At 67.9% G+C, this 25,657-nt stretch carries 22 protein-coding genes; 9 read left to right on the top strand and 13 right to left on the bottom strand.

Translation table 11 applies throughout. The features are described from left to right. The first annotated feature begins 20 nt into the window (after positions 1-20). Both ppc and AC07X5_RS19070 read left to right on the top strand, forming a co-directional pair. The gene (gene ppc, locus AC07X5_RS19075; protein WP_494771407.1) at positions 21-2,810 is read left to right on the top strand and encodes a phosphoenolpyruvate carboxylase; all 2,790 of its coding nucleotides are present in this window, start codon (positions 21-23) and stop codon (positions 2,808-2,810) included. 90 nt (positions 2,811-2,900) lie between these two features. After that, positions 2,901-4,958, top strand: coding sequence for an EAL domain-containing protein (locus AC07X5_RS19070; RefSeq protein WP_494771498.1), 2,058 nt, complete (start codon positions 2,901-2,903; stop codon positions 4,956-4,958). A gap of 28 nt (positions 4,959-4,986) precedes the next feature. On the opposite strand, the gene AC07X5_RS19065 is transcribed toward AC07X5_RS19070, so the two are convergent. After that, positions 4,987-6,309 (bottom strand): AI-2E family transporter, encoded by a 1,323-nt coding sequence (locus AC07X5_RS19065; RefSeq protein WP_494771406.1) that lies wholly within the window; start codon positions 6,307-6,309, stop codon positions 4,987-4,989. Between the two features lie 220 nt (positions 6,310-6,529). Here AC07X5_RS19065 and AC07X5_RS19060 point away from each other — a divergent pair, with 220 nt between their 5' ends. Both AC07X5_RS19060 and AC07X5_RS19055 read left to right on the top strand, forming a co-directional pair. Then, positions 6,530-7,312 (top strand): hypothetical protein, encoded by a 783-nt coding sequence (locus AC07X5_RS19060; RefSeq protein ID WP_494771497.1) that lies wholly within the window; start codon positions 6,530-6,532, stop codon positions 7,310-7,312. Continuing rightward, on the top strand, positions 7,309-7,875 hold the full coding sequence (locus AC07X5_RS19055) for a FlgO family outer membrane protein (protein WP_494771405.1): 567 nt from the start codon (positions 7,309-7,311) through the stop codon (positions 7,873-7,875). Before AC07X5_RS19060 ends, AC07X5_RS19055 begins: the two co-directional genes overlap by 4 nt. A 100-nt stretch (positions 7,876-7,975) precedes the next feature. On the opposite strand, the gene flhC is transcribed toward AC07X5_RS19055, so the two are convergent. The 5 genes from flhC to AC07X5_RS19030 form a co-directional block, all read right to left on the bottom strand. Continuing rightward, a complete protein-coding gene (flhC, locus tag AC07X5_RS19050; protein WP_409958731.1) occupies positions 7,976-8,536 on the bottom strand; it encodes a flagellar transcriptional regulator FlhC in 561 nt (186 codons plus the stop codon). A gap of 61 nt (positions 8,537-8,597) precedes the next feature. Further along, positions 8,598-8,924, bottom strand: coding sequence for a flagellar transcriptional regulator FlhD (gene flhD / locus AC07X5_RS19045; RefSeq protein ID WP_409958733.1), 327 nt, complete (start codon positions 8,922-8,924; stop codon positions 8,598-8,600). A 248-nt stretch (positions 8,925-9,172) separates the two neighbouring features. Next, positions 9,173-10,075, bottom strand: coding sequence for a sulfurtransferase (locus tag AC07X5_RS19040; RefSeq protein ID WP_494771404.1), 903 nt, complete (start codon positions 10,073-10,075; stop codon positions 9,173-9,175). 65 nt (positions 10,076-10,140) lie between these two features. Further along, positions 10,141-11,052 (bottom strand): DMT family transporter, encoded by a 912-nt coding sequence (locus AC07X5_RS19035; protein ID WP_494771403.1) that lies wholly within the window; start codon positions 11,050-11,052, stop codon positions 10,141-10,143. A gap of 119 nt (positions 11,053-11,171) precedes the next feature. Then, entirely contained in the window at positions 11,172-12,311 is a 1,140-nt protein-coding gene (locus AC07X5_RS19030; protein ID WP_409957622.1) for an aromatic ring-hydroxylating oxygenase subunit alpha, read from the bottom strand. A gap of 357 nt (positions 12,312-12,668) precedes the next feature. On the opposite strand from AC07X5_RS19030, the gene xseB reads away from it, so the two are divergent. From xseB to AC07X5_RS19005, 5 genes are all read left to right on the top strand, one after another. Next, positions 12,669-12,911: an exodeoxyribonuclease VII small subunit gene (xseB, locus tag AC07X5_RS19025; protein WP_409957623.1), complete on the top strand. Its 243-nt coding sequence runs from the start codon at positions 12,669-12,671 to the stop codon at positions 12,909-12,911. Continuing rightward, positions 12,908-13,840: a polyprenyl synthetase family protein gene (locus AC07X5_RS19020; protein ID WP_494771402.1), complete on the top strand. Its 933-nt coding sequence runs from the start codon at positions 12,908-12,910 to the stop codon at positions 13,838-13,840. Before xseB ends, AC07X5_RS19020 begins: the two co-directional genes overlap by 4 nt. Positions 13,841-13,965: 125 nt before the next feature. After that, positions 13,966-15,849, top strand: a complete 1,884-nt coding sequence (gene dxs, locus AC07X5_RS19015) for a 1-deoxy-D-xylulose-5-phosphate synthase (protein ID WP_494771401.1) — start codon at positions 13,966-13,968, stop codon at positions 15,847-15,849. Between the two features lie 164 nt (positions 15,850-16,013). Beyond that, on the top strand, positions 16,014-17,096 hold the full coding sequence (locus AC07X5_RS19010) for a TRAP transporter substrate-binding protein (protein WP_494771400.1): 1,083 nt from the start codon (positions 16,014-16,016) through the stop codon (positions 17,094-17,096). A 356-nt stretch (positions 17,097-17,452) separates the two neighbouring features. Beyond that, entirely contained in the window at positions 17,453-18,535 is a 1,083-nt protein-coding gene (locus AC07X5_RS19005; RefSeq protein ID WP_494771399.1) for a TRAP transporter substrate-binding protein, read from the top strand. Positions 18,536-18,883: 348 nt separating this feature from the next. Here the strand turns inward: AC07X5_RS19005 and AC07X5_RS19000 are convergent, their stop codons facing one another. From AC07X5_RS19000 to AC07X5_RS18970, 7 genes are all read right to left on the bottom strand, one after another. Then, positions 18,884-19,378, bottom strand: coding sequence for a hypothetical protein (locus AC07X5_RS19000; RefSeq protein WP_409958504.1), 495 nt, complete (start codon positions 19,376-19,378; stop codon positions 18,884-18,886). Positions 19,379-19,401: 23 nt separating this feature from the next. Further along, entirely contained in the window at positions 19,402-20,943 is a 1,542-nt protein-coding gene (locus AC07X5_RS18995) for a TRAP transporter large permease (protein WP_494771398.1), read from the bottom strand. A gap of 113 nt (positions 20,944-21,056) precedes the next feature. Then, positions 21,057-21,596 (bottom strand): TRAP transporter small permease subunit, encoded by a 540-nt coding sequence (locus AC07X5_RS18990; protein WP_494771397.1) that lies wholly within the window; start codon positions 21,594-21,596, stop codon positions 21,057-21,059. 384 nt (positions 21,597-21,980) lie between these two features. Further along, positions 21,981-22,460, bottom strand: a complete 480-nt coding sequence (locus AC07X5_RS18985; RefSeq protein WP_494771396.1) for a DUF2269 family protein — start codon at positions 22,458-22,460, stop codon at positions 21,981-21,983. Next, positions 22,457-22,825 carry a DoxX-like family protein gene (locus AC07X5_RS18980; protein WP_494771395.1) on the bottom strand — a complete coding sequence of 123 codons (369 nt, stop codon included), beginning with the start codon at positions 22,823-22,825 and terminating at the stop codon, positions 22,457-22,459. Before AC07X5_RS18980 ends, AC07X5_RS18985 begins: the two co-directional genes overlap by 4 nt. After that, positions 22,822-23,958 (bottom strand): saccharopine dehydrogenase family protein, encoded by a 1,137-nt coding sequence (locus tag AC07X5_RS18975; protein ID WP_494771394.1) that lies wholly within the window; start codon positions 23,956-23,958, stop codon positions 22,822-22,824. The genes AC07X5_RS18980 and AC07X5_RS18975 overlap by 4 nt, the downstream gene beginning before the upstream one ends. Next, on the bottom strand, positions 23,955-25,655 hold the full coding sequence (locus AC07X5_RS18970; RefSeq protein WP_494771393.1) for an EAL domain-containing protein: 1,701 nt from the start codon (positions 25,653-25,655) through the stop codon (positions 23,955-23,957). Before AC07X5_RS18970 ends, AC07X5_RS18975 begins: the two co-directional genes overlap by 4 nt. Positions 25,656-25,657: the final 2 nt, after the last annotated feature.

Genomic DNA, 25,657 nt, shown 5'->3' with positions numbered 1-25,657 from the left:
CATTCCCGGAGACCCAACGCATGAGACGATCCGACAAGGACCAGCCCCTGATTGACGACATCCGCCTGCTCGGCCGCATTCTGGGCGATGTGATCCGGGACCAGGAGGGCGTGGCCGCCTACGAGCTGGTGGAGCAGGTGCGCAAGCTCTCCGTGGCGTTTCGCCGCGATGCCGACCAGGAGGCCGACCGCGCGCTCAAGAAGCTGCTCAAGGCCTTGTCGGGCGACCAGACGGTGAGCGTGATCCGCGCCTTCACCTACTTCAGCCACCTGGCCAACCTGGCCGAGGACCGCCACCACATCCGCCGCCGCGCCGTGCACGAGCGCGCGGGCGACACGCAGGAGGGCAGCATCGAGGTTGCCCTGTCGCGCCTGCGCTGGGCCGGCATCGCGCCCAAGACCATCTCCCAGACCCTGGCCGGCAGCTATGTGGCGCCGGTGCTCACGGCCCACCCGACCGAGGTGCAGCGCAAGAGCATCCTCGACGCCGAGCGCGACATTGCCCAGTTGCTGGCCGCGCGCGACGATATCCAGGTGCGTGCCCAGCTGTACAACACCGCCAAGGACGCGCTCACCCCGCGCGAGCTGGCCGCCAACGAGGCCCAGTTGCGCGCCCGCGTGGCCCAGCTGTGGCAGACGCGCCTGTTGCGCTACAGCAAGCTCACCGTGGCCGACGAGATCGAGAACGCGCTGTCGTACTACGAGGCCACCTTCCTGCGCGAGATCCCCAAGATCTATGCGGACCTGGAGGCCGAGCTGGGCCAGTACCCCGTGCACAGCTTCCTGCGCATGGGCCAGTGGATCGGCGGCGACCGCGATGGCAACCCCAACGTGACCGCACAGACCCTGCAATACGCCCTGGGCCGCCAGGCCGAGGTGGCCCTGCGCCACTACCTGACCGAGGTGCATTACCTGGGCGGCGAGCTGTCGCTGTCGGCCCGCCTGGTGCAGGTGTCGGCCGAGATGGAGGCCCTGGCCGCGCGCTCGCCCGACACCAACGAGCACCGCCAGGACGAGCCCTACCGTCGTGCGCTGACCGGCATCTACGCGCGCCTGGCCGCTTCGCTCAAGGAGCTGACCGGCGGCGAGGCCGCGCGCCATGCCGTGGCGCCGCAGAACCCCTATGTCAGCGCCGAAGCCTTCCTGGCCGACCTGCGCGTGATCCAGGCATCGCTCAAATCGCACCACGGCGAGGCCCTGTCGACCGAGCGCCTGCACCCGCTGATCCGCGCCGTGGAGGTCTTCGGCTTCCACCTGGCCACGGTGGACCTGCGCCAGAGCTCCGACAAGCACGAGGAGGTGGTCGCAGAGCTGCTGGCCGCGGCGCGCATCGAAACCGGGTACTCCGCCCTGGCCGAGGCCGACAAGCGCACCTTGCTGCTGCGCCTGCTCAACGACGCGCGCCCGCTGCGCGTGGTGGGCGCCAGCTACTCGGACCATGCCCGCGGCGAGCTGGCGATCTTCGAGGCGGCCCTGGCCATGCGCCAGCGCTACGGCCACCAGGCCATCCGCCACTACATTATCAGCCACACCGAGACGGTGAGCGACCTGCTCGAAGTGCTGCTGCTGCAAAAGGAAGTGGGCCTGATGCGCGGCACGCTCGACGGTGATGCGCGCAACGACCTCATCGTGGTGCCGCTGTTCGAGACCATCGAGGATCTGCGCAATGCCGCGCCCATCATGCGCGAGTTCTACGCCCTGCCCGGCGTGGCGGGCCTGGTGCACAGGAGCGGCAGCGAGCAGGACATCATGCTCGGCTACTCCGACAGCAACAAGGACGGCGGCATCTTCACCAGCAACTGGGAGCTGTACCGCGCCGAGATCGCGCTGGTGGAGCTGTTCGACGAGCTGGCCACCAACCACGGCATCCAGCTGCGCATGTTCCATGGTCGCGGCGGCACCGTGGGCCGCGGCGGCGGCCCGAGCTACCAGGCCATCCTGGCCCAGCCGCCGGGCACCGTGCGCGGCCAGATCCGCCTGACGGAGCAGGGCGAGGTCATCGCCTCCAAGTACGCCAACCCCGAGATCGGCCGGCGCAACCTCGAAACCTTGGTCGCCGCCACGCTGGAGGCCACGCTGCTGCAGCCGACCAAGCCGGCCACCAAGGCCTTCCTGGAGGCGGCTTCGCAACTCTCGCTGGCCAGCATGGGCGCCTACCGCGCGCTGGTGTATGAGACCCCGGGCTTCACCGAGTACTTCTTCAATTCCACGCCGATCCGCGAGATCGCCGAGCTCAACATCGGCTCGCGCCCCGCCTCGCGCAAGGCCAGCCAGAAGATCGAGGACCTGCGTGCCATTCCCTGGGGCTTCAGCTGGGGCCAGTGCCGCCTCACGCTGCCGGGCTGGTTCGGCTTCGGCGCGGCGGTCGATGCCTTCGTCAACGCCGAGGGCAAGGACCCGAAGGCGCAGCTCGCGCTGCTGCAGAAGATGTACCGCCAGTGGCCGTTCTTCCGCACCCTGCTGTCCAACATGGACATGGTACTGGCCAAGAGCGACCTGGCGCTGGCCTCGCGCTACAGCGAGCTGGTGACCGACGCGCGCCTGCGCAAGAAGGTCTTCACCGCCATCGAGACCGAGTGGCACCGCACGGCCGAGGCGCTCACGCGCATCACCGGCGACAAGCAGCGCCTGACGCACAACACGGCGCTGGCGCGCTCCATCAAGCACCGCTTTCCGTACATCGACCCGCTGCACCACCTGCAGGTCGAGTTGGTGCGCCGCTGGCGCGCGGGCCAGGGCGACGAGCGCGTGCAGACGGGTATCCACATCTCGATCAACGGCATCGCGGCCGGGTTGCGCAACACGGGCTGAGCCGACGCCCCCGCTTTGCCATCCGGCGTCCGCCTGCTAGCATGGGCACCGGGAGGGCATGGTGTGGGCATTGATGTTGCGGCCCTGAAAATGCGGCTGTCGCTGCGGCTGCAGGCCGTTGCGCGCGCCGACTCCATGCGCGCCATCCGCGAGGGGCTGCTGTGGGTGCTGCCCTGCCTCATGGTGTCGGCGGTGTTCCTCGTCTCGTCGGTGCTCACGCGCATGCTGGGCCTGCCCACCGAGACCACCGATCTGCTGGCCGGCCTGCATGCCGAGATCAGCCGCATCCTGCCGCTGCTGATCGCCGCCTCCATCGGCTACATGCTGGCCATCCGGCACAGCCTGCCGCGCCTGCCCGTGGCCTTTCTGTGCTTTGTCTATGTGGCGCTGGCGGCCTACCTGCTGCGCGGGCAGCCGCGTGCCGCCGCCACCCTGGTGCTGTTCATCGCCATCGCCTCGCCCATCGTCAATGTGCCCCTCATGGCCCGGCTGATGCGGGTGCGCTGGCTGCAGCTGTCGCGCGGCTCCCTGGTCAGCGACAACGTGGAAGATGCCATGAACATGGTGCTCCCGGGCGTGCTGACGGCGGGCCTGCTGGTCGGGGTGCTGACCCTGCTGCAGCAATGGCAAGGCCTGGCGCACTGGAGCCTGCCCCTGGACGTGGTGGACCCGGACCGGCCGTACCTGAATGCCGTGGCGATCACGGGCGTGAATTCGCTGCTGTGGTTCTTCGGCATCCATGGCTACCATGCCCTGCAGCCCCTGTTCCAGGTGCTGGAGATGGCTGTGGGATGGAACGCCATCGAGGTGCTGGCCGACCAGCCGCCTCCCTACCTGCTCAACGCCGGCATGCTCGGGGCCTTTGCCTTCATCGGCGGGGCGGGCGCGACCCTGTCGCTGGTGGTGGCCGTGCTGTGGCGCGCGCGCAGCCCCGGCCTGCGCCTGCTGGCCTTGGCCAGTCTGCCCATGGCCCTGCTGAACGTGAATGAGCTGCTGCTGTTCGGCATTCCGCTGATCCTCAATCCGCGCCTGCTGCTGCCCTTCATCCTGGTGCCGGCCGTCAACGCCTGCCTGGCGCTCGCTGCCGTGCAGGCGGGCTGGGTGCCGGTGGCCGCCACGTCCATGCCGCTCAATGCCCCGGTGCTTTTCAACGCCTATGCCAGCACCCAGGGCTCCTGGCCGGCGGTGGCGCTGCAGCTGGCACTGGTGCTGCTGGGCGCCTGCATCTACGCACCGGCGGTGCGGGCGCTGGAGCGCCACAATGCCACCACGGTGCACCTGCCGGGGCTGGACACGACCTTCTCGCGCCTGCAGGAGCAGGGCCGCCTGTATGCCAGCGACCCTGTGGTGCTGGCGCAGCAGCGCCAGGCAGGCCGCGACGAACTGCTGGCCCAGGTGCGCCGCATGGGCGAGTACGAATTCTTCCTGGAGTACCAGCCCCAGGTGTCGCCGCGCACGGGCGAATGCGTGGGCTGCGAAGCCTTGCTGCGCGCCCGGGATGCCACGGGGCGAACGCAGTCCCCGGGGGCCTTCCTGGCCTGGCTGACCGAGGCCGGGCTGATGAAGGACGTGGACCTGTGGGTCGCGGATGCGGCCTTGCAACAGTACCGGCGCTGGCGCGATGCGGGCTTCGTGCTGCCCATCTCCATCAACGTCACGGGGCCTACGCTGATGTCGGCTGCGCATTGCCAGCGGCTGGTGGCGCTGATCGCGCCGGCCGCCGGCTGCATCAGCGTCGAGCTCACCGAGGACGCGCTGGCCGCGGACGTGGGCCAGATGCGCGACGCCATCGCCCGCATCCACGCGGTGGGGGCCCGGGTGGCGATCGATGATTTCGGCACGGGCTACTCGTCGCTCAGCTACCTGCACGCCTTTGCGGTGGACACGATCAAGATCGACCGCAGTTTCGTGGTGGCCAGCGCAGAGCCCCGCGGTGCTCGGCTGCTGCAGGGCCTGCTGCACTTCTGCCAGAGCCTGGAGGTCGGCATCGTGGTGGAGGGGGTGGAGACGCTGGAGCAATTGCAGGCCCTGCCCGGTGGCATGGACCTGCAGGTGCAGGGTTGGTACTACAGCCGTGCGATGGCTTCCGATGCGTTGCCGGCCTTCGTGCAGCGCTGCGTGGCCGGCGCGGCGGCCCAGGCGGCGTGACGGCGCACCCTGCAGTGCGCCGTCGGCCTCAATCCCCCAATAGCTCGCCCACCGCCTTGAGGTCTTCCACCCGGTCGCAGATGGCCTTCACGGCCATCATGACGGGGATGCCCAGCAGCAGCCCCCACAGCCCCCAGAGCCAGCCCCAGGCGAGCACGCTCACGAACACGGCCACGGGGCTCATGCTGCTGGTGCGGCTGGTGAGCCAGGGCGTGAGCAGGTTGCCGATGAGGGTGTGGATGACCAGCGAGGCGCCGCCGATGGCCAGGGCCATGTCGATGGTGCCGAACTGCAGGAAGGCCACCAGGGCCGAGGCGCCGGCCGTCAGCGCCGAGCCGATGTAGGGCGCCAGGTTGAGCACGCCGGCCACCACGCCCCAGACGGCGGCATTCTCCAGGCCCAGCGCCCAGTAGGCAAAGCCCGTGGCCAGCCCTACCAGGATGCTGGTGAACACCTGCACCAGCAGGTAGCGCTGGATCTGGCCGGTGATGTCGTCCAGCACCTGCATGGTGATGTTGCGCCGCTCCAGGCTGCTGCCGGCGATGCGCACCAGCTTCTGGCGGAACAGGTTGCCCGAGGCCAGGGCGAAGTAGGTCAGGAACACCACCACCGTGAGCTGGCCCACCGCCGACACCAGGCCCATGGTGCCGCTCCACAGGTAGTCGCGGATGTTGAAGGGCGGGCGCTCCACCACCACGCGTTGCACGCCGCGCCGGTAGGGGGCGGCGGCCGCGCTCTCGGCGGCGGCCTGCTCGATCTGGGCGGCGGCCTTTTGCATGGTGTCCAGCGTGCTGGGCATGCCGGCGCGCGCGCGCAGGTTGTCGCGCACCTTCTTGGCAGCCACTGGCAGTGAGTCGACGAGCTGCGTCGCCTGGTCGCTCAGGGACCAGGCCATGCTGGCCATGCCCCCCACGATGGCGATCAGCAGCACGGCGGCGCCCAGGGGGCGCGGGATGTGCCAGCGGCGCAGGGTGTTGACAGCCGGACGCAGCGCCGTGGTCAGCAGGATGCTGAGCATCAGCGGTATGAACACGGCACTGGCCCAGTGCAGCAGGGCCACGCCGGCAAACAGGGCCAGCAGCGCCAGGGACAGGTTGCGCACGTCCACCGGCATCTGCAGCATCAGCGGGGCGTGAGCTGCCAGCGGCGGTGGGGTGGGGGGAGCCGCCGCAGCGGTGGCGTCAGCAGGGCTGCCAGCGGGGCCAGGCTCCGGTGGCACTGCTGTGGCCGCCAGGGCCGGTGCCTGCAGGGCGCCGGGCTCCATGTCGGTGCCTGCGGCGGCCGCCGGTGCCTGCGGCGGCTGGGTGGTGGAGGGGGCGCTGGGGTCGGAGGGGGCTGTCGCGGCGGTCATGCCGGGGATTGTCACGCACTGTGAGCAAATGTTGTGTAGGTGCCCGCGCCATCGCGCAGGCCGTCCGGCGCCTGCCGCGCAAATGCAACGCAATTGCCTCGCTATTCGCGCGATGGGCTCGCGGCCAGGCCGCTAGCATGGCTGCATGCAAGTTGAACCATTGCCCGGCGGCCTGCCGCAGGGCCCCTCCCAAGGACGACTACCCGCCGGGCAGTCCGGTATGGCGGCGCCTGCGCGCGATGATGTCCGTGCCCGGCCTGTGGTGCACCGTGTGCTCGTGCCGCTGTTGGCGGTGGCCACGCTGCTGGCCGGCGGTTGCTCGTCGCTGGACGTGCCGCGGGCCGACAACTACCCCGCCACCAACCAGAAGAAGGCGCGCGCCGTGCACCACTGGGACGTGCTGGCCGACGACGTGGCCACGCGCATCGCCGGCAAGATCCGCGACTGGCCTGCGGGCGAGCACCCGATCTACGTGTCCGCCTCGGGCGATACGAGCTTCAACAACGGCTTTCGCAAGCTCTTGATCACCCGCCTGCTGGACCGCGGGGTGGTGCTCACCAACCAGCCTTCGGCCGTGACCCTGGCGTTCGAGACCCAGCTGGTGCAGCACCCGGGCCGCGTCTCCAACAGCCTGCCCATGCCCTGGACCCGGCTGGCCCTGGGCGTGGGTGTGGCACGCGACTGGGCGCACCGGGCGCCCGGCGCCGGATCCATCGTGGCTGGCACAATCGCCATCGGGGCACTGGCCGACGCCGCGCAGTACACCACCGACGGCCCCGCCGCAGGCGGCCCCACGCGCACCGAGGTGCTCATCACGACCTCGCTGGAAAGCGGCGACCGCTACCTGGCCCGCACCTCCGACGTGTACTACATCGAGCAGGACGACGCCGCGCTCTACCAGGTCCAGCAGCCGGCTCCGCCGCCGCCCCCCCCTCCACCGCCCACCCCGGTCAAGACCTGGCAGGTGGTGAGCCCCCCGGCGATGATGGTGGTGGCGCCATGAAGCGCCGCACCCTCCTGCGCAGCGCCGGTGCGCTGCTGCCGGTGCTGGCCCTGACCGGCTGTGCCTCGTACTACTACGGCGACAAGGCTGGTGGCAGCGGTGGCGGGCTCATGGACCTGATCACTCCCACGACCATCGAGCGCAACCACCGCGCCGTCGATGCGCTGCTGCAGCAGGCGCCGCTGGACCCGCAGCACGCCGTGCTGGTGGCCACGCTGGTGAATGTGGACCGGCTCACCGAATCCTCGCGCCTGGGGCGCATCTTCTCCGAGCAGGTCGGCTCGCGCCTGGTGCAGCGCGGCCTGCGCGTGACCGAGCTCAAGCTGCGCGAGAACGTGGCCATGCAGCGCGGCACCGGCGAGTTGCTGCTCTCGCGGGAGGTGCGCGAGGTCAGCCGCGCGCACGACGCACAGGCCGTGGTGGTGGGCACCTACGCCGTCTCCACCACCACGTTGTTCATCAGTCTCAAGATCGTGAACCCCGTGGGCAACGCCGTAGTGGCCGCGCACGACTATTCCATGCCCATCGACGAGAACGTGCGCTCGCTGCTCGCCGCGCGGTAGATCGCGGGCCGCCAAGCCTTCATCCAAAAAAAGCCCCGCACGGCATGGCCGGCGGGGCTTTGGTGTTTTTGTGGGCGGCCCGGCATCGCCGGGCAGCGGATCAGTGCAACATCAGGGCGCCAGCATTCTTGCTTTTGCCGGCGCGGGCGGGTGGGTTGCACAGGCCGCAGGTGTAGTGGCGGTTTTCGTAGAGTTCGGTCACGAACTGGCCCTTGCAGTCCGCGCACTGGGTGCGGGTGAGCATGCCGGCATCCACGAACTTCACCAGGCGCCAGGCGCGGGTGAAGGACAGCAGGGGCTCAATCTCGGCGGTGCTGACCTGCTCGCTGTACAGGCGGTAGGCCTTGGTCAGCAGCTCCACCGAGTCCAGGTCCACGCCCTTGGACAGGTATTCGTAGATGTTCAGGAACAGCGAGCTGTGGATGTTTTCCTGCCAGGTCAGGAACCAGTCGGTCGAGAAGGGCAGTTGGCCCTTGGATGGCGACTTGCCTGCGATCTCCTTGTACAGGCGGATCAGGCGTTCGTAGGACAGGGTGGTTTCGGATTCCAGGACCTGCATGCGGGCGCCCATGCCGATCAGCATCGCAGCGCGTTCGATCTGCTTGGATTCGTTGAGGACGCTCTTGGCTGGGGCTTTGGCGGCGGCAGTCGTGGTGGTCATGGCAGGCTTTCGGGGGAAGCGGTGAACGGGCGGAACGGGACGGAGGAAAGGGGCGGTGTGTTCAGAGCACTTCCGACACGCGGCTGGCCATCAGGATGTTGGCGTGCAGCGTGTTGGTGGCTTCGTTGCCCACCTTCTTGGCCGTGTGGTTGGTCAGCAAGCTCCACACCAGGTTGTCGTCCACGCGGAAGCTGCAAAGAAGCGTGTTCCGGGAGGCCAATTTCAGCACTTGGGCGGCGGACAGCGATGCCAGAATATCGGCAGCTTCTTCGTTCATGCCCAGGCGGAACACAGCTTCTGCCTTGTCGTGGCGGATCAGGTTCTGCGCCAGCATCAGGTAGGTCAGGTTGGCTTCGCGGATTTCGGCGAGCAGCTGTTCGTTCGTCATGGCAGGGTTCCTTTGTTCCAGTTCCCGGGTCTTCGCCTTGCCATGCGGGTTGCATGTTTTGCGCGATCCGTTGAAATGGATTGTGAAACCAGGCCAATCAGAAATTAAGTCGGCGCAGCTCTGTGCAGCGTGTCTGGCACAGAGGTGGTGCGTGTAGGAATTTGCCCTACAAAACCCCAAGCGGAGGTACTACTTGCCAGAGCGTGGCGGCCTGCTGCAAAAAGCAGCAACCGGGCGCGCGGCGAGGCTCAGCCGCGTTCCACCGGGCGCGAAGAATCGCTCACCCATTCGCTCCAGCTGCCGGCAAAAAGCGCGGATTTTCCGAGCCCGGCGACCTCCATCGCGATCAGGTTGGGCAGCGCGCTCACGCCGCTGCCGCACTGGTGCACCACGCTGGCCGGGTCGCGCCCCGCCAGCAGGGTGTCGAACTCGGCGCGCAGCACGGCAGCGGGCTTGAACTTGCCATCGGGGCCGATGTTGTCCACGAAGGGGCGGTTCAGTGCGCCGGGGATGTGGCCGGCCACCGGGTCCAGCGGCTCCACCTCGCCGCGGTAGCGCGGCGCGGCGCGCGCATCGACCACCGTCTGGCCGGGCTGCTGCAGGTTGACCAGCACATCGCTGGCCGTGGCCAGGCGGCGCAGCGGCTCCTTGAGCTCGAAGTTGGACTGGAAGTGCGCCGGCTCCTCGCCGCTGGCCACGGCGCCGCCCGCCGCCTGCCAGGCTTGCAGGCCGCCGTCGAGCACGGCCACGGCATCGTGCCCGGCCCACTTGAGCATCCACCACAGGCGGCCGCAGTAGTTGGCGCCCTGGCGATCGTAGACCACGGCCTGCATGCCGTTGGCGAAGCCCACGCTCGACAGCCAGATCGCAAAGCGCTCGCGGCTGGGCAATGGGTGGCGGCCGCCCGAGGCGGGCATGTCGGCCTCCTGCGCGGTCAACACAGCGCCCGAGGCGCCGGGCATGCCGTGCTTGGCGCTCAGGTTCTCGTTGAGGTCGGCATACACCGCGCCGGGGATGTGGGCCTGCGCATACTGCTGCGCACCGGCCGTGGAGTGCATCAAGTCGAAGCTGCAGTCGAACACCATCAGGGGCGCGCCGCTGGCGGCCAGGGATTGCAGTTCGGTGGCGGAGATCAGGGTGGTGTAGGTCATGGCAGCGGGTGGTCAGGAGCAGTGGATACCGTGCATTGTGTCAATGGTCGGCGTTCACAAACGTATCAATGTTCTTCCGCGGGGGTTCCTGGGGCCGCGCGCGCCCGTAGCACCGTGGCGGCGATACCGCTGCCCACGATGAGCACCATGCCCACCCAGGCGATGGGCGGCAGCACATCGCCGAACAGCAGCACGCTGTAGAGGGCCGCAAAGACGATGCCCGAGTACTGCAGGTTGGCCACCACCAGGGTGCCGCGCTGCGTCTTGGCGCTGGCGTAGGCGCGGGTCATGCACAGCTGGCCGCCCGCGGCCAGGATGCCGATGGGCAGCAGCCACAGCGCCTGCCAGCCCGGCCAGGCCGAGGTGCCGGTGAACAGCAGGGCCCCGCCGCCAGCCACTGCCGAGCCGAGCGCGAAATAGAACACCGTGCGCGACTCGGGCTCGCCCAGGCGCGACAGGGCCACCACCTGCATGTAGGCAAACGCGGCCGACAGGCCCGACATCAGCCCGATCATGCCGGCGAAGGCCTGGTTCTGGTCCAGGCTGGGGCGCAGCATCATCACCACGCCGACGAAGCCCGCGAGCACGGTGACGATCAGCGTGCCCTGCAGCGCCGGGCGCGGCGTGGCGGCCGAAGGGCGCCACGCCAGCAGCGTGCCACCCACCAGGAAGGCCGCGATCCACACGCTGCTCATGTAGTTGAGGGTCATGGCCGTGGCCAGCGGCAGGTGGGCGATGGCGTAGAACCAGGCCCCGAGCGAGACCACGCCCACCGAACTGCGCCAGGCATGCATGCCTGGGTAGGCCGTGGCCAGCGATACCTTCTGCGAGCGTGCCAGCAGCCACAGGATGCCCATGCCGATGAGGCCCCGGTAGCAGACCAGTTCGGCCGCATTGAAATGGGCCGAAGCGATCTTCACGCACACCCCCATCGTGGCGAAAAGGAACGCGGCCAACACCATCCAGAGGGCTTGCATGGGGAAATCGGTACTCGAAAATGAAAATAGCTGCCGTGCTTGAAGAACAAGCACTGGCAGCTATTGTAATGAGAGCATTCCGGGCAAACCCGGTTACTCGGGGAGGTTTGCGTCCCAGTTCAACGCTTCGGCACGGCATCCTGCATGGCGGCGCGGTACCACTCATGGAAATGCTGCATGCCGTCCTCCATCGGACTCTGGTAGGGGCCGACCTCGTTGTCGCCGCGCGCCAGCAGGGCCTTGCGGCCGGCGTCCATGCGCTCGCCGATCTCGTCGTCCTCGATGCAGGTCTCCATGTAGGCAGCCTTCTGCGCCTCGACGAACTCGCGCTCGAAGGCGGCGATCTCCTCGGGGTAGTAGAACTCCACCATGTTCAGAGTCTTCGTCGGGCTGATGGGGTGCAGCGTGGACACGGTGAGCACGTGCGGGTACCACTCCACCATGATGTGCGGGTACAGCGTGAGCCAGATGGCGCCGTGCTTGGGCGGCTTGCCGTCACGGTAGGCCAGCAGGGCCTCGTGCCAGCGTTCGTAGACAGGGCTGCCGGCCTTGCCCAGGCGGTTGGCCACGCCCACGGTCTGTACCGAGTAGTTCTTTCCGAACTCCCAGCGCAGGTCGTCGCAGGTGACGAAACTGCCCAGGCCTGGATGGAAGGGGCCGACGTGGTAGTCCTCGAGGTAGACCTCGATGAAAGTCTTCCAGTTGTAGTTGCACTCGTGCAGCTCCACGTGGTCGAGCACGTAGCCGCCGAAGTCCAGGTCGGCGCGCGGGCCCATCTGGGCCAGGTCGGCCGCCACGTCGTGGCCGTTGTCCTCGAACAGCAGGCCGTTCCACTCGCGCAGCGGGTAGTTGTTGAGGTTCAGGCAGGGGTCGTCGGCAAAGTGCGGCGCACCCAGCAGTTCGCCCTTGGGGCTGTAGGTCCAGCGGTGCAGCGGGCACACGATGTTGCCGCCCGCGCTGCCCTTTTGCTGCGTGTACAGCGAGCCACGGCCCTTGAGCATGACGGCCTGGCGGTGGCGGCAGACGTTGGAGACGAGCTCCACCCCGCCCTGCGCGTTGCGTACCAGGGCACGGCCCTGGCCCTCATGGGGCAGGGTGTAAAAGTCGCCGGCATTGGGCACGGCCAATTGGTGCCCCACATAGCGGGGCCCACGCTGGAAGATGGTGTCCAGCTCGCGCTGGAACAGCGCTGGGTCAAAGTAGCTTGAAACTGGTAGTTGGCTTGCGGCCTGCTGCAGTTGAAGACTTAAATCAGACATGGGTGACCTGACCTAAAGACTCCCCACAGGGAGGTGTGCCATGCGGCACATCTGGAGGAAAAAAGAAACCGGCTCCAAGGCCGGCTGAACGAGAATGGGATTATAGCCAATGGGGTTATTCGCCCGTCACATTCCCGCACCCCCCCTGCGTGTATTGGCGCCCGGGCTGCGGCCCGCGCCGGGATGGGGCAGTGTCCTGTGCGCCGATGCGCTGGCGCGGCGGGTTCGCGGGGGCCACGGTGGCCGCCTTTGGCGGCTGTGCTCCCCAAACCGGTGGGCTGCGCGTGGGGTGCCATGCGCTGGGCCTAAAATCAGTGGTTTTTCCTTCATTCGCGGCGCCTGTTGCCGCCTCCACCCATGCCCAAGGCCTCCGCCACCACCGCGCCCCCCGCAGAACCCGCCAGCTACGAAGCGGCGCTGGAAGAGCTGGAGCAGCTCGTGGGCCGGATCGAATCGGGCCAGTTGCCCCTGGACCAGATGCTCGCGGGCTACCAGCGTGGCGCCGCGCTGCTGGCCTTTTGCCGCAAGCGCCTGGATGCCGTCCAGGACCAGATCAAGGTGCTGGACGAGACGGGCTTGAACGCCTGGGCCCCTGAATGAGCGCCGCCCCCTCCTTCGAGCTGCTTGCCTGGAGCCAGCGGCACCTGTCCCGTGTCGAGGAAGCGCTGTCCCGCTGGGTGGGCGAGGGCGCGCCGGCCGGCCTCGGCGAGGCCATGCGCTATGCCGTGCTCGACGGTGGCAAGCGCCTGCGCCCGCTGCTGGTGCTGGCGGCCGAGGAGGCCGTCTGCAGCGGCGCCGACATCGCGCCGTCTGCGCATGCCGTGTCCGACGGTGCGGCGCTGCGCGCCGCCTGTGCCGTCGAGCTGATCCATGCCTATTCCCTGGTGCACGACGACATGCCGTGCATGGACAACGACGTGCTGCGCCGCGGCAAGCCCACCGTGCATGTGCAGTTCGGCGAAGCGCAGGCCTTGCTGGCCGGCGATGCCCTGCAGGCTTTTGCCTTCGAGCTGCTCACGCCCGACGATGGCAGCGTGCCCGCCGCGATGCAGGCCACGCTGTGCCGCCTGCTGGCGCGCGCGGCCGGCTCGGCCGGCATGGCCGGCGGCCAGGCCATCGACCTGGCCAGCGTGGGCGTGGCGCTCACCGAAGACCAGTTGCGCCATATGCACCGCCTGAAGACCGGCGCGCTGCTGCAGGGCAGCGTGATGATGGGCGTGGCTTGTGGCCCGGCCAGCGCGCAGGCGCACGAGGCCCTGTCCGACTACGGCGCCGTCATGGGCCTGGCCTTCCAGGTGGTGGACGATATCCTCGACGTGATCGCCGACTCCGCCACACTGGGCAAGACGGCCGGCAAGGATGCGGCGAGCGACAAGCCCACCTATGTCTCCCTGCTGGGCCTGGCGCCCGCGCAGGCCTATGCCCGCGAGCTGCAGGTGCAGGCCCATGCCGCCCTGGCGCGCAGCGGCCTGGCCGACACGCGTGCCCTGGCTGCCCTGGCCGATATGGTCGTGGACAGGACCCACTGACGGCTGTGGCAAGACCTTCTGTGTCTCTCGCGTTGGTTGCTACGATGCACCACCCGCAGACGCTGGCGCTCGCCAGCGGATGGCGCCTGCCCCGTGCGCACTGAACCATTCAAGAACAACACCCCATGTCCACGACCTCCTACCCCCTGCTGCAGAACGTGAACGACCCGGCGGACCTGCGCGCCATGCCGCGGGCCGACCTCAAGGCCCTGGCCGCCGAGCTGCGCGCCTTCGTGCTCGAGAGCGTCTCGCAGACGGGCGGGCACCTGAGTTCCAACCTCGGCACGGTGGAGCTGACCGTGGCCCTGCACCATGTGTTCAACACGCCCGAAGACCGGCTGGTGTGGGACGTGGGCCACCAGACCTACCCGCACAAGATCCTGACCGGCCGGCGCGACCGCATGACGACGCTGCGCCAACTGGGCGGCATCTCGGGCTTTCCACAGCGCGCCGAGAGCCCTTACGACACCTTCGGCACCGCGCATTCGAGCACCAGCATCTCGGCCGCCCTGGGCATGGCCCTGGCCGCCAAGACCAAGGGTGAGAACCGCCATGCCGTGGCCATCATCGGCGACGGCGCCATGACCGCGGGCATGGCCTTCGAGGCACTGAACAACGCCGGCGTGGCCGATGCCAACCTGCTGGTGGTGCTCAACGACAACGACATGAGCATCAGCCCGCCCGTGGGCGCTCTCAACCGCTACCTGGCCCAGCTCATGAGCGGCCAGTTCTACGCCGCGGCCAAGAACGTGGGCAAGACCGTGCTGCGCCCCGTGCCACCGCTGCTGGAGCTGGCCAAGCGCTTCGAGCAGCAGGCCAAGGGCATGGTGGTGCCGGCCACGCTGTTCGAGAAGTTCGGCTTCAACTACATCGGGCCCATCGATGGCCACGACCTCGATTCGCTGATCCCCACGCTCGAGAACATCAAGAGCCTCAAGGGCCCGCAGTTCCTGCACGTGGTCACCAAAAAAGGCCAGGGCTACAAGCTGGCCGAGGCCGACCCGGTGGCCTACCATGGCCCGGGCAAGTTCGACCCGGCCGTGGGCCTGGTCAAGAGCACGACGGCACCCAAGCAGACCTTCACCCAGGTCTTCGGCCAGTGGCTGTGCGACATGGCAGCCAAGGACCAGCGCCTGGTGGGCATCACGCCCGCCATGCGCGAAGGCTCGGGCATGGTGGAGTTCGAAAAGCGCTTTCCCGAGCGTTACTACGACGTGGGCATTGCCGAGCAGCATGCCGTGACTTTCGCCGGCGGCATGGCCTGCGAAGGGCTCAAGCCCGTGGTGGCGATCTACTCCACCTTCCTGCAGCGCGGCTACGACCAGTTGATCCACGACGTGGCGCTGCAGAACCTGCCCGTGGTGTTCGCACTCGACCGCGCGGGGCTGGTGGGGGCCGACGGCGCCACGCATGCGGGTGCCTACGACATCCCCTTCGTGCGCTGCATCCCCAACATGAGCATGGCCTGCCCGGCCGACGAGCGCGAGTGCCGCCAACTGTTGTCCAGCGCGTTCGAGCAGGACCACCCCGTGGCCGTGCGCTACCCGCGCGGCAGCGGTGCCGGCGTGGCGCCGCTCGCGGACCTGCAAGGCCTGCCTTTCGGCAAGGGCGAGATCCGGCGCGAACGCAAGGCCGCGGCCGGCGAGGGTGGACCGCGCATTGCCATCCTGGCTTTCGGCACCCTGCTGTACGCCGCGCTCGAGGCCGGCGAGACCCTGGATGCCACGGTGGCCAACATGCGCTGGGCCAAGCCCATCGACGTGGAACTGCTGCGCGATGTGGCCGGGCGCCACGACGTGCTGGTCACGGTGGAAGAGGGCGCCGTGATGGGCGGCGCGGGCAGCGCCGTGACCGAAGCGCTGAACGCCGCCGGCATCGTGCGCCCGGTGCTGCAGCTGGGCCTGCCCGATGTGTTCATCGAGCATGGCGATCCGGCCAAGCTGTTGTCGCTGCAGGGGCTCGACGCCGCCGGCATCGAGCGCGCGGTGCGCGAGCGCTTTCTGACTTGAACGGCACGGCAGGCGCGGCCTCACGGCGCCTGCCGAAAACCCGCACAGCAGGTTGGCGGGGTACCTCCTACAATGCAGGCGCGCTGCAAGGATCTGCACGCGCATCCCTCCCTGCGCAGCGCTCGCTGCCGCACCTACCCCCGCGGAAACAGGAGACACGCTGTATGGATCGCCGTTCGCTCATCACGCACACTGGCCTGGCGGGCGTACTGGCTGCGGGCGTTGCGCCGGCCGTGCATGCACAGGCCACGCTGCGGTGGCGGATCGCATCGAGCTTTCCCCGCTCCTCGGACAACATCTTCGGCGGTGCGGAGGTGTTTGCCCGCGCTGTGCGCATCCTGTCGCATGGCAAGTTCGAGATCTCCGTGCATGGCGGCGGTGAATTGATGCCGGCCTTCGACGTGGTCGATGGTGTGCAGAACGGCACCATCGAGATGTGCCATGCCGTGCCCTATTATTTCTATGACAAGAACCCGGCGTTCGCCCTGGGGTGCACCGTGCCCTTCGGCTTCAATGCCCGGCAGATGAGTGCCTGGATGCTGCACGGCAATGGCCGCAAGCTCATGAACGAGTTCTATGCCGGCTTCAACATCGTGAGCTTTGCCTGCGGCAACACCGGCACGCAGATGGGCGGCTGGTACCTGCGCGAGGTGCGGAACCCGGCCGATTTCAAGGGCCTGAAGATCCGCGTGGGCAGCGGCCTGGTGGCCGAGGTCATGGCGCGGCTGGGCGCCGTTCCGCAGAGCCTTCCGGGCGGCGACATCTACCAGGCGCTGCAAAAGGGCAGCATCGACGCGGCCGAGTGGATCGGCCCCTACGACGACCAGAAGCTGGGCTTCAACAAGGTCGCGCCGTATTACTACTACCCCGGTTGGTGGGAGGGCGGGCCCGAGGTCGACCTGTACGTGAACAGGAAGGCCTACAACACGCTCTCGCCCGAGTACAAGTTCATCATCGAAGCGGCGGCCTCCATCGCACACACCGACATGCTGGCCCGCTACGACGCGCTCAATCCCAATGCGCTCAAGCAGCTGGTGGCTGCCAAGACCCGGGTGCTTCCCTACTCGCAGGCCATCCTGGACGCGGCCTTCCGCGCATCGATGGAGACCTTCGCACAGAACGATGCGAAGAGCCCCGAGTGGAAGAAGATCTATGCGGACATGCGCAACTTCCAGCGCGACCAGATCCTGTGGTTCCGCTTTGCGGAAGTGCGCTTCGACAGTTTCATGTCGGCGCAAAAGATCTGACAACCCCCTGAGGCGGCGGCTCTTCGGGCACGGCCAAGCCTGCGCAGGCAGGCTTGGGGCCGCGGCCCTCAGCCCCTTCTGCCGAATGGCTGCGCCATTCGGGAAGGGGGGCGCAGCCAGTGCGGCGGGGCGGCCCTTGCACGGCTGCCCTGGCTTGGGGCGCGCCGGTTGCGACGGGCTTGCCCCTCGATGCTTGCAGAACCCTGAAGCCCTCTCGGTGCTGCTGGCTTTTCACGGGAAAACCCGCAAATCCACAGGGGGGCATGTTCCTACAATCAATCGGGCCAGAAGGTTCTTGGCGTCGGGCGACCGGCCTGTGCGCCAGGGTGTGCAATCACAAGTATTCGGAGAAACTCATGGATCGTCGTTCTATCATCAAGCATGCCGGTATCGCCGGTGTGCTGGCCGCAGGTGTGGCACCTGCCGTGCATGCGCAGGCTGCCGTTCGCTGGCGCCTGGCATCGAGCTTCCCCAAGCCGCTGGACACCATCTATGGCGGTGCCGAAGTGTTCGCCAATGCGGTCAAGGCCATGTCGGGCGGCAAGTTCGAGATCTCCGTGCATGCCGGCGGCGAGCTGATGCCCGCCTTCGGCGTGGTGGACGGCGTGCAGCAAGGCTCGGTGGAAGCCTGCCACACCGTGCCTTACTACTTCTACGGCAAGAACCCCGCGTTCGCCATCGGCTCGGCCATTCCCTTCGGCATGAACGCACGCCAGATGACCGCCTGGATGCTGCATGGCAACGGCCGCAAGCTGATGGACGAGTTCTATGCCGGCTACGGCATGCTGAGCTTTGCCGGCGGCAACACCGGCACCCAGATGGGTGGCTGGTTCCGCAAGGAAATCAAGTCGGTCGCCGACCTCAAGGGCCTGAAGATGCGCCTCGGCGGCGGTCTGGTCGGTGACGTGATGACCAAGATGGGCGTGGTGCCCCAGAGCCTGCCTGGCGGCGAAATCTACCAGGCCCTCGAAAAGGGCACCATCGATGCGGCCGAGTGGGTGGGTCCATACGACGACCAGAAGCTGGGCTTCAACAAGGTCGCGCCCCACTACTACTACCCCGGCTGGTGGGAAGGCGGTCCTGAAGTGGACTTCTACATCAACAAGAAGGCCTTCGACGCGCTGTCGCCCGAGAACAAGGCCATCGTGGCAGCCGCATCGGCCCAGGCTTCGGTGGACATGCTGGCCAAGTACGATGCCCGCAACCCCGTGGCGCTGAAGCAGCTGATCGGTGCCAAGATCAAGCTCCTGCCCTTCACCAAGGACGTGCTGGACGCTTCGTTCAAGGCCTCGCAAGAGGTGTACGCCGAGAACGACGCCAAGAGCCCCGAGTGGAAGAAGATCTTTGCCGACTTCCGCGCCTTCCAGCGCGACCAGGTGGCATGGTTCCGTGTGGCCGAAAGCCGTTTCGACAGCTACATGCAGACCGTCAAGCTCTGATACGGCCCCGGCCTGTGCTGGCTTCCAAAAAACCGCGCTTCGGCGCGGTTTTTTTATGCCTGCAGCCTGGGTGCGAGGCGGGTGGCGGATCTCCGTGCGGCGTTGCAAGGCCCCGGCCATGCCGTGGTGGTAGTGGCCAGCAGTCTGACTGGTGGATGAAGGCGCAGTGCGGAGCCCGCCGAGAAGTGCGCAGCCCCTGGCGTTGGCGGGCGCGATGGCTGGCTGCGAGCGCAATCGGTGCGCGCAAAGGCGCGCAAAGGCGTGACAAAGACGTGACAAGGGCGTGACAAGGGCACAAAAAAACCGCGCCAGGGCGCGGTTGTTGTCTGCCTTGTGCAGGCGCACGCTTCAGAAGCTTCGGAAGGCCTTGAGCTCGGCTCCCAGGCGCTCGAATTCCTGGATCAGGGCCGGCGTGGCGCCGTAGAACACGGTGAACTTGCCGGCCAGCGTGCGCACGTACAGGCGCGGCGCGATCAGCCAGCCCAGGCCGCGCACGCGGATCAGCTTGGCGTAGGCCAGGTCGTCGAAGGGCAGGGCTTTGTCCCAGACCCAGCGCTGGTGCAGGCCGTCCTTGCTGATGCGCGTGCGGCTGACCATGATGCTCCACCAGGTCCAGGCCATGAGCACCAGGCCGGCGATGAACCAGCCCGCGCCGGTGCTCACGCCGGTGCTGGAGCCCAGGGCGCCGCGCGACCACAGTTGGGCGAACCAGATGGCGCAGCCGCCCACGATGACCGTGGCCAGTGCCCGGAAGGTGGGCGAAAAGGCCGAACCGACCACTTCACCCCCTTGCGGGGTAAAGCGAAAGGGCTCCGGCGCCATCATGGGGGTCTGGTTCAGCATGGAGAGGCTTGCCACTTGCATGCTCACTGCTTGGCGTCGGAGACGGCAGGCGCTGCGGCCGCAGGGGCTGCGTCCGAGGCGGCAGGGGCGGTATCGCCGAAGGGGTTCTCGCCGGCGCTCGGTGCGTCGTTGTTGTTGTTCATCAGGTCGTCCGCAGGCACCTCGATCTGCACCTTGTCGGTGTCGATGACCTCGGCCTTGGGCAGGAACATGGTCACCGTCTGGGGCACGAAGATCACGATGGCCACCAGCAGCAGCTGCATGATCACCCAGGGGATGGCGCCCATGTAGATGTCGCTCGACAGGATGGGCTTGGGAATGCGCCCCTCCTTGAACAGGGTGTTGGAGATGCCGCGCAGGTAGAACAGCGCGAAGCCGAAGGGCGGGTGCATGAAGCTGGTCTGCATGTTGACGCACAGCAGCACTCCGAACCAGATCAGGTCGATCCCGAGCTTGTCGGCGACCGGGCCGAGCATGGGCAGGATGATGAAGGCGATCTCGAAGAAGTCGAGGAAGAACGCCAGGAAGAAGATGAACAGGTTCACCGCGATCAGGAAGCCGATCTGGCCGCCCGGCAGGCCCGAGAGCATGTGCTCGACCCACTTGGCGCCGTCCACGCCCTGGAACACCATCGAGAACACGCGTGCGCCGATCAGGATGAACACCACCATGGCCGTCAGGCGCATGGTGCCCTGCATGGCCTCCCACATCAGGGCCCAGTTCAGGCGCTTGTGGATGGCGGCCAGGATCATGGCGCCCACCACGCCCATGGCGCCGGCTTCGGTCGGCGTGGCGATGGCGGTGTCGATGCCGGGTAGGCCGCCCATGGAGCCCAGCACGGCAAAGATCAAGAGCGCCGAGGGGATGATGCCGCGCAGGCATTTGAGCCACAGCTTGGCGCCCGACATGGTGCGCGCTTCCTTGGGGATGCCAGGCACATAGTGGGGCTTGAACACGCCCAGCATGAAGGTGTAGCCTGCGAAGATCAGCACCTGCAGGATGGAGGGGCCCCATGCGCCGCGGTACATGTCACCCACCGAGCGGCCGAGCTGGTCGGCCATGACGATCAGCACCAGCGAGGGCGGCACCAACTGGGTGATGGTGCCCGAGGCGGCCAGCACGCCGGTGGCGTAGCGCATGTTGTAGCCATAGCGCACCATCACGGGCAGCGAGATGAGGGCCATGGCGATCACCTGGCCGGCCACGGTGCCGGTGATGGCGCCGAGGATGAAGCCCACGATGATCACCGAGTAGCCCAGGCCGCCGCGCACGGTGCCGAACAGCTGGCCCATGGAGTCGAGCATGTCCTCCGCCAGGCCGCACTTCTCCAGGATGGCGCCCATGAAGGTGAAGAACGGGATGGCGAGCAGCAGCTCGTTGCTCAGGATGCCGAAGATGTTGATCGGCAGGTTGGACATGAAGACGGCCGGGAACCAGCCCATCTCGATGGCGAAGAAGCCTGACGCGAGCCCGAGGGCGGCCAGGGAGAAGGCGACGGGGAAGCCGATCAGCATCACCAGCACCAGCCCCGCGAACATGATCGGGGCAAAGTTTTCCATATGCATAGTTTGTTCCTGAAATTCCGGGAATGGGGGCAGTCAGCGCCAGTGGGCGGGGTGGGCCGGCGGGCTGCGCAGCAAGGACTGCAGAGTCACGATGGGGTGGTCATCGGCCCCCGTTATTGCACCGGCTTTTCGTAGTGGGTGTTCATCTGGTAGATGCCGCGCAGGTGGGCCACCCGCTTGACGATCTCGGAGACACCCTGCAGGAACATCAGGCCAAAGCCCACGGGCAGCAGCAGCAGGGCGGGCCAGCGGATCAGGCCGCCGGAGTTGCCGGACATTTCGCCGGAGAGGAAACCGCGCAGGAAGAAAGGCCAGCTCAGGTAGGCGATCAGGCCCATGGCGGGCAGCAGGAACAGCGCCAGGCCCATGATGTCCACGTAGACCTGCTTGTTGCCGCGCAGCTTGCCGTAGATGATGTCCACGCGCACGTGTTCGTTCATGTACAGCACGAAGGGCGCGCCCATCATCACGGTGGCGGCGAACAGGTACCACTGGATTTCGAGCCAGGCGTTGGAGCTGTAGTCCAGGCCATAGCGGACAAAGGCATTGCCCGCCGAGATGAGGGCCGCTGCGAGCACGGTCCACGTTGCCACCTTGCTGAGCTGGCTGGAGATCCAGTCCATGCCCAAAGCCAATCTGAGTAGTGCTGACACCTTGTGTCTCCTGGGTTTTTGAAAAGAGCGCAGACGCACCCGAAGCGCTGCCGGGTGTCTGAAAGTAACGCGGATAGTACCCCCTGCGCGCTGAAGAAAGCCTGACGCGCGAAGATAGGGTTTTCCTCAATCAGCCGCCGCCCACGGAGGCTGGACAACGACGTTGGACGTTTGAAGGCAACTCCGTATCAGTTGTCCATTGCGCTGTGCGCCACCCCCCATTGAACGAAACTGGCGCGGCCCAAGCCAGTGCCCCCGTGCAAGGGCCGCCAAGCCGCGCAGGCGGCGCTGCGCTTGCGTGCACTTGGGGGCGTCCCCCTCCCAGATTGCGCAGCAATATGAGAGAGGGGTGAAGGCGCGAAGCGACTCAGGGGGTGTTCCACTTCAGAACGCCAGGCTGGGCTTGGCCACCATGAGGTAGAACACCACCACCATGGCCACGAAGGCCGGGTAGCCCAGCGCTTCCCACCAGCGGGCATAGCGCCAGTAGCTGGCGGGCAGGGCATCGCCGCCGGCGTCGGCCGCGTGCCGGGCAAGTGCGCGCATGCGCAGCTGCAGCCACACCACGGGCAGCCAGCACAGGCCGGCCAGCACGTAGAGCCCGAGCGAGACGGCGAGCCAGGGGGTGGACAGGGGCAGCCCGGCCATGTGCACCATGGCCAGGCCGGTGGCCGGCTGGATGAACACCGTGGGCGTGGTGAACCACCAGTCGGCCCGCACCACCAGTCGGCTGACCACGGCCTGCGCCTGGACATTGCCGCTGCGGTTGGCAAAGAACATGTAGTAGGCCGAACCCAGGCCCGTGCCCACCAGCAGCACGCTGGAGAGGATGTGGATCCACTTGAGGGTCAGGTACAGGCTCATGCTGGAGGTTCGCGCAACAGCACCACCAGGATGGCGGCGATGGGCAGGTTCTTGGTCAGAGGGCCGAAGGGGTGCAGCCACCATCCGGGTTCGATGGCGTTGGCCAGCAAGGTCATCACCGCCATCAGCAGCAGGGCCGCGGCGTAGGCCGCGCGGCCGGGCTTGAGGGCGATCCACAGCCCCACCACGGCATCGGCGGCGGCACCGGCCAGCACCAGGGCGGTGACGACCTGCGGGCTGTTGAAGGGCAGGGTGGCCAGCAACTGGCGGCTCTGGCCATCGAGCTCCCAGACGCTGACCACCGCAGTGGCGAGCCAGACGAAGACCAGGCTCCAGCGCAGCAGTCGATGGTTTGCCGAGCTCATGGGATGGGGGCGTCCTCTTCCACCACGTCCGTCACCATGCCCCATTTGGCGAACTCGGGCGCAAAGTCCGCCAATGGCAGCAGGCTGGTGCTGGTGTGGGCGCCCACAGGCAAGGCCGCACCGCGCGCGAGCTGGCGCGCCAGCAGGATGGTGGCCATGCACGGGATCTCGGGGCCGTGGTCGTTGTCGGCGGCAATGTGCCAGGCGCGGCGGCGCGCCACGCCCTCCCCATCGGCCCCGGCCACGCGCACCACCATGCCGCCCAGCGGCGTGCCCAGGAAGTCGAAGATGCCGCCCGTGCGGTGCATGAGCCCGGCCAGGCGCTCGGGCCGCCGCAGCAGGCCCCAGGTGCGCAGCGCGGCGATGGCGGCAAAGGCGCGCTGGGCCAGGCCGACTTCGAGCGCTGCGCGAAAGCTCACCCGCTGCGTGACGCGGTAGCGCGCGGGCAGCAGTTCCAGGTCGGGGATGTCGCACACCGCCGCCAGGCGCGGGCGCAGGCGCTGGAACCGCACCGGGGTGGGTGCTGCCCAGCCCAGCCGGTCCTGCCAGCGGCCGTCCTCCCACACGGCAATGGCCTCGCCGCAGTAGCTCAGCACGGCCGCCAGCGTGGCCTGGCCGCGCGGCGCGCGCTGGGCCGGGGCGATGCAGATATCGATGCTGTCGATGCGCTGCCAGCCGGCGCACAGTTCGTCCACCACGGCCGAGGACAGGGCCGGCACCGTGCTGGCGCCGCAGACCGCCGTGCGCCCGGCCGCGGTGAAGCGGGCGTTCAGGGCTGCCGGGAAGTCACAGACGAAGCGGCGCCCGTCGGCCAGGTCGATGTAGTGCGCGCCGGCATCGGCGGCTGCCTCGGCCACCGAATAGCCCTGCGCCTGGAACGGCCCGGCGGTGTGCACCACCAGGCCCACGCCGAGCGCCTGCAGGGCCTGCACCAGGCCGGGCGCGCTGTGGTCCAGGGCCACGCCCTGCGCGAGCGGGCCCAGTGTGGCCGCCAGGGCCTGGGCCTGGGCGGCACTGCGGCCGGCCACCAGCAGATGGATGCCGGGGTCGCCGGCCAGTGCGCGGCAGATGCGGGCGCCGAAGTTGCCGTAGCCCCCCAGCACCAAGGTGGTCAGCGGCGCGGAGCCCGTCATCGCCGGGCCTCCTGGGGCTGCATCCAGGCGGCCGTTGTTGCCGCTGGGTCAGCACGCGGGGCCGGGTTCTCGGTGCCTGCATGGGCCCGCAGTGCGGCCAGGTGCTGGGGCCATTGGGCCTGGTGCCAGCCGGGCACGTCGGCGGCCGGCATGGGTTTGCAGAACACATAGCCCTGGATCGTGGGCAGGCCGCAGGCCGCCAGGGTCTGCAGCTCGGCCGGGGTCTCGACCCCTTCCACCACCACCGACAGGCCGAACTCGCTGGCCAGCGCCCCCACATGCCGCAGCATGGACTGGCGCCGCGCGTCCTGCGCCAGCTGGCGCACGAACAGGCGGTCGCACTTGATGCCGGCAATCGGCAGATCGGCCAGCATGCCCAGCGAGGAGTAGCCGGCGCCGAAGTCGTCCATCAGCACGCCCACGCCGATGGCCTGCAACTGGCGGATGGAGTCGAGCATGCGCGGGCCGCTGGCGATCAGTGCGTGTTCGGTAAGCTCCAGCTTGAGCGCGCCGCCGGGCAGGGCATGGCGCGCGAGCTCGGCCTGCAGCCAGGGCGCAAAGTCTTCTTCGAGCAGGGTGGCCGGTGCCACATTCACGCTGAATTGCGTCTGTGCCATGCCCTGGCTGCGCCACCGGCATGCCCAGGCCATCGCATTGGTGAGGATCAGCCGGTCCACCAGGGGTGTCTTGCCCTGCAGCTCGCAGACCAGCAGGAAGGCCTCGGGGTGGAGGGGGCCCAGCAGCTCGCTGCGCACGCGCAACAGCGCCTCGAATTGCACCTCGCCGCGGTGCAGGTCGGCAATCGGCTGGAAGTGCAGAGCCAACTGGTCGGGCTGCAGCAGCACGGGCAACTGGTCCGCGATCAGCGACAGCTGGATGTCGCCTTCGGGTGGCTGCATCTGGTGGCTGGAAGTGCGCATCAGCGACAGGCCGCGGCGCAGCAACTGCTGGCGCGCCTGGTCGAAGCGCATGTTGCTCAACTGCTCGGTGGCGATGGCCATGCCGAACAGCAGCACGATCACCAGCAGCGCCACCCCGTCGGATGCGGCGGAGCTGTCCGGCCATTCCAGGGGAAAGGTGTTCACCAGCAGCCAGTGCAGAACCAGAATGGCGGCGCCGGCCAGCAGCTTGTCCTGCCATGTCTGCGGAATGTAGATGCGCGTCAGCGCCCGCATCTTGGCCGCGCGGTGGCGTATGGCGGTGTAGGCGGCAATGCCGATGGCGGTGGCCAGGGCCAGCACGGTGGCAAGGCCGTTCACCCGCGCATAACTGGAGACATAGCCCTCGGAGATGGTGAAATGCGCAGCCAGCATGCCCAGCGACAGCCCTGCGCCCGCCAGCAGGATGCGCGCCTTGCTGGCGCTGGTGCTCAGTGTGGGCACGGTCAGCCGCGCGCTCAGCGCCATCACGACCAGGCCCGTGAGCGCCGGCACCAGGCCCAGCACGTGGCCGGCCAGCTCGGCATACATGAGCATGCCCACCACGTCCAGCGCCCAGACGATGCAGCCTATGCACAGGGCCGCATGGGATGCGCTGATGCGCCGGCTCGACGGGTCGATGGCAAAGGCCGTGTGCTCGACGAGCCGCTGGCACACATGCACCACCAGCGAGGCGAAGATCCAGAACAGCAGGCTGTGCAGCAGCGGTGGAAAGCCCACCGCAAACATCTGCGTGGCATCGTGTCCGATTGAAAACATTC

It is taken from the genome of Acidovorax sp. GW458-11-26-14-TSB4 (assembly GCF_059423865.1).
The sequence above is the reverse complement of the archived record's forward strand: the minus strand, read 5'-3'. Positions and strand labels throughout refer to the sequence as shown.

What these genes read in the sequence shown, in the direction of transcription:
- ppc (WP_494771407.1), top strand. Translation starts at nt 21, where the DNA reads ATGAGACGATCCGACAAGGACCAGCCCCTGATTGACGACATCCGCCTG.
- AC07X5_RS19070 (WP_494771498.1), top strand. Translation starts at nt 2,901, where the DNA reads ATGCGGCTGTCGCTGCGGCTGCAGGCCGTTGCGCGCGCCGACTCCATG.
- AC07X5_RS19065 (WP_494771406.1), bottom strand. Translation starts at nt 6,309, where the DNA reads ATGACCGCCGCGACAGCCCCCTCCGACCCCAGCGCCCCCTCCACCACC.
- AC07X5_RS19060 (WP_494771497.1), top strand. Translation starts at nt 6,530, where the DNA reads ATGGCGGCGCCTGCGCGCGATGATGTCCGTGCCCGGCCTGTGGTGCAC.
- AC07X5_RS19055 (WP_494771405.1), top strand. Translation starts at nt 7,309, where the DNA reads ATGAAGCGCCGCACCCTCCTGCGCAGCGCCGGTGCGCTGCTGCCGGTG.
- flhC (WP_409958731.1), bottom strand. Translation starts at nt 8,536, where the DNA reads ATGACCACCACGACTGCCGCCGCCAAAGCCCCAGCCAAGAGCGTCCTC.
- flhD (WP_409958733.1), bottom strand. Translation starts at nt 8,924, where the DNA reads ATGACGAACGAACAGCTGCTCGCCGAAATCCGCGAAGCCAACCTGACC.
- AC07X5_RS19040 (WP_494771404.1), bottom strand. Translation starts at nt 10,075, where the DNA reads ATGACCTACACCACCCTGATCTCCGCCACCGAACTGCAATCCCTGGCC.
- AC07X5_RS19035 (WP_494771403.1), bottom strand. Translation starts at nt 11,052, where the DNA reads ATGCAAGCCCTCTGGATGGTGTTGGCCGCGTTCCTTTTCGCCACGATG.
- AC07X5_RS19030 (WP_409957622.1), bottom strand. Translation starts at nt 12,311, where the DNA reads ATGTCTGATTTAAGTCTTCAACTGCAGCAGGCCGCAAGCCAACTACCA.
- xseB (WP_409957623.1), top strand. Translation starts at nt 12,669, where the DNA reads ATGCCCAAGGCCTCCGCCACCACCGCGCCCCCCGCAGAACCCGCCAGC.
- AC07X5_RS19020 (WP_494771402.1), top strand. Translation starts at nt 12,908, where the DNA reads ATGAGCGCCGCCCCCTCCTTCGAGCTGCTTGCCTGGAGCCAGCGGCAC.
- dxs (WP_494771401.1), top strand. Translation starts at nt 13,966, where the DNA reads ATGTCCACGACCTCCTACCCCCTGCTGCAGAACGTGAACGACCCGGCG.
- AC07X5_RS19010 (WP_494771400.1), top strand. Translation starts at nt 16,014, where the DNA reads ATGGATCGCCGTTCGCTCATCACGCACACTGGCCTGGCGGGCGTACTG.
- AC07X5_RS19005 (WP_494771399.1), top strand. Translation starts at nt 17,453, where the DNA reads ATGGATCGTCGTTCTATCATCAAGCATGCCGGTATCGCCGGTGTGCTG.
- AC07X5_RS19000 (WP_409958504.1), bottom strand. Translation starts at nt 19,378, where the DNA reads ATGCTGAACCAGACCCCCATGATGGCGCCGGAGCCCTTTCGCTTTACC.
- AC07X5_RS18995 (WP_494771398.1), bottom strand. Translation starts at nt 20,943, where the DNA reads ATGCATATGGAAAACTTTGCCCCGATCATGTTCGCGGGGCTGGTGCTG.
- AC07X5_RS18985 (WP_494771396.1), bottom strand. Translation starts at nt 22,460, where the DNA reads ATGAGCCTGTACCTGACCCTCAAGTGGATCCACATCCTCTCCAGCGTG.
- AC07X5_RS18980 (WP_494771395.1), bottom strand. Translation starts at nt 22,825, where the DNA reads ATGAGCTCGGCAAACCATCGACTGCTGCGCTGGAGCCTGGTCTTCGTC.
- AC07X5_RS18975 (WP_494771394.1), bottom strand. Translation starts at nt 23,958, where the DNA reads ATGACGGGCTCCGCGCCGCTGACCACCTTGGTGCTGGGGGGCTACGGC.
- AC07X5_RS18970 (WP_494771393.1), bottom strand. Translation starts at nt 25,655, where the DNA reads ATGTTTTCAATCGGACACGATGCCACGCAGATGTTTGCGGTGGGCTTT.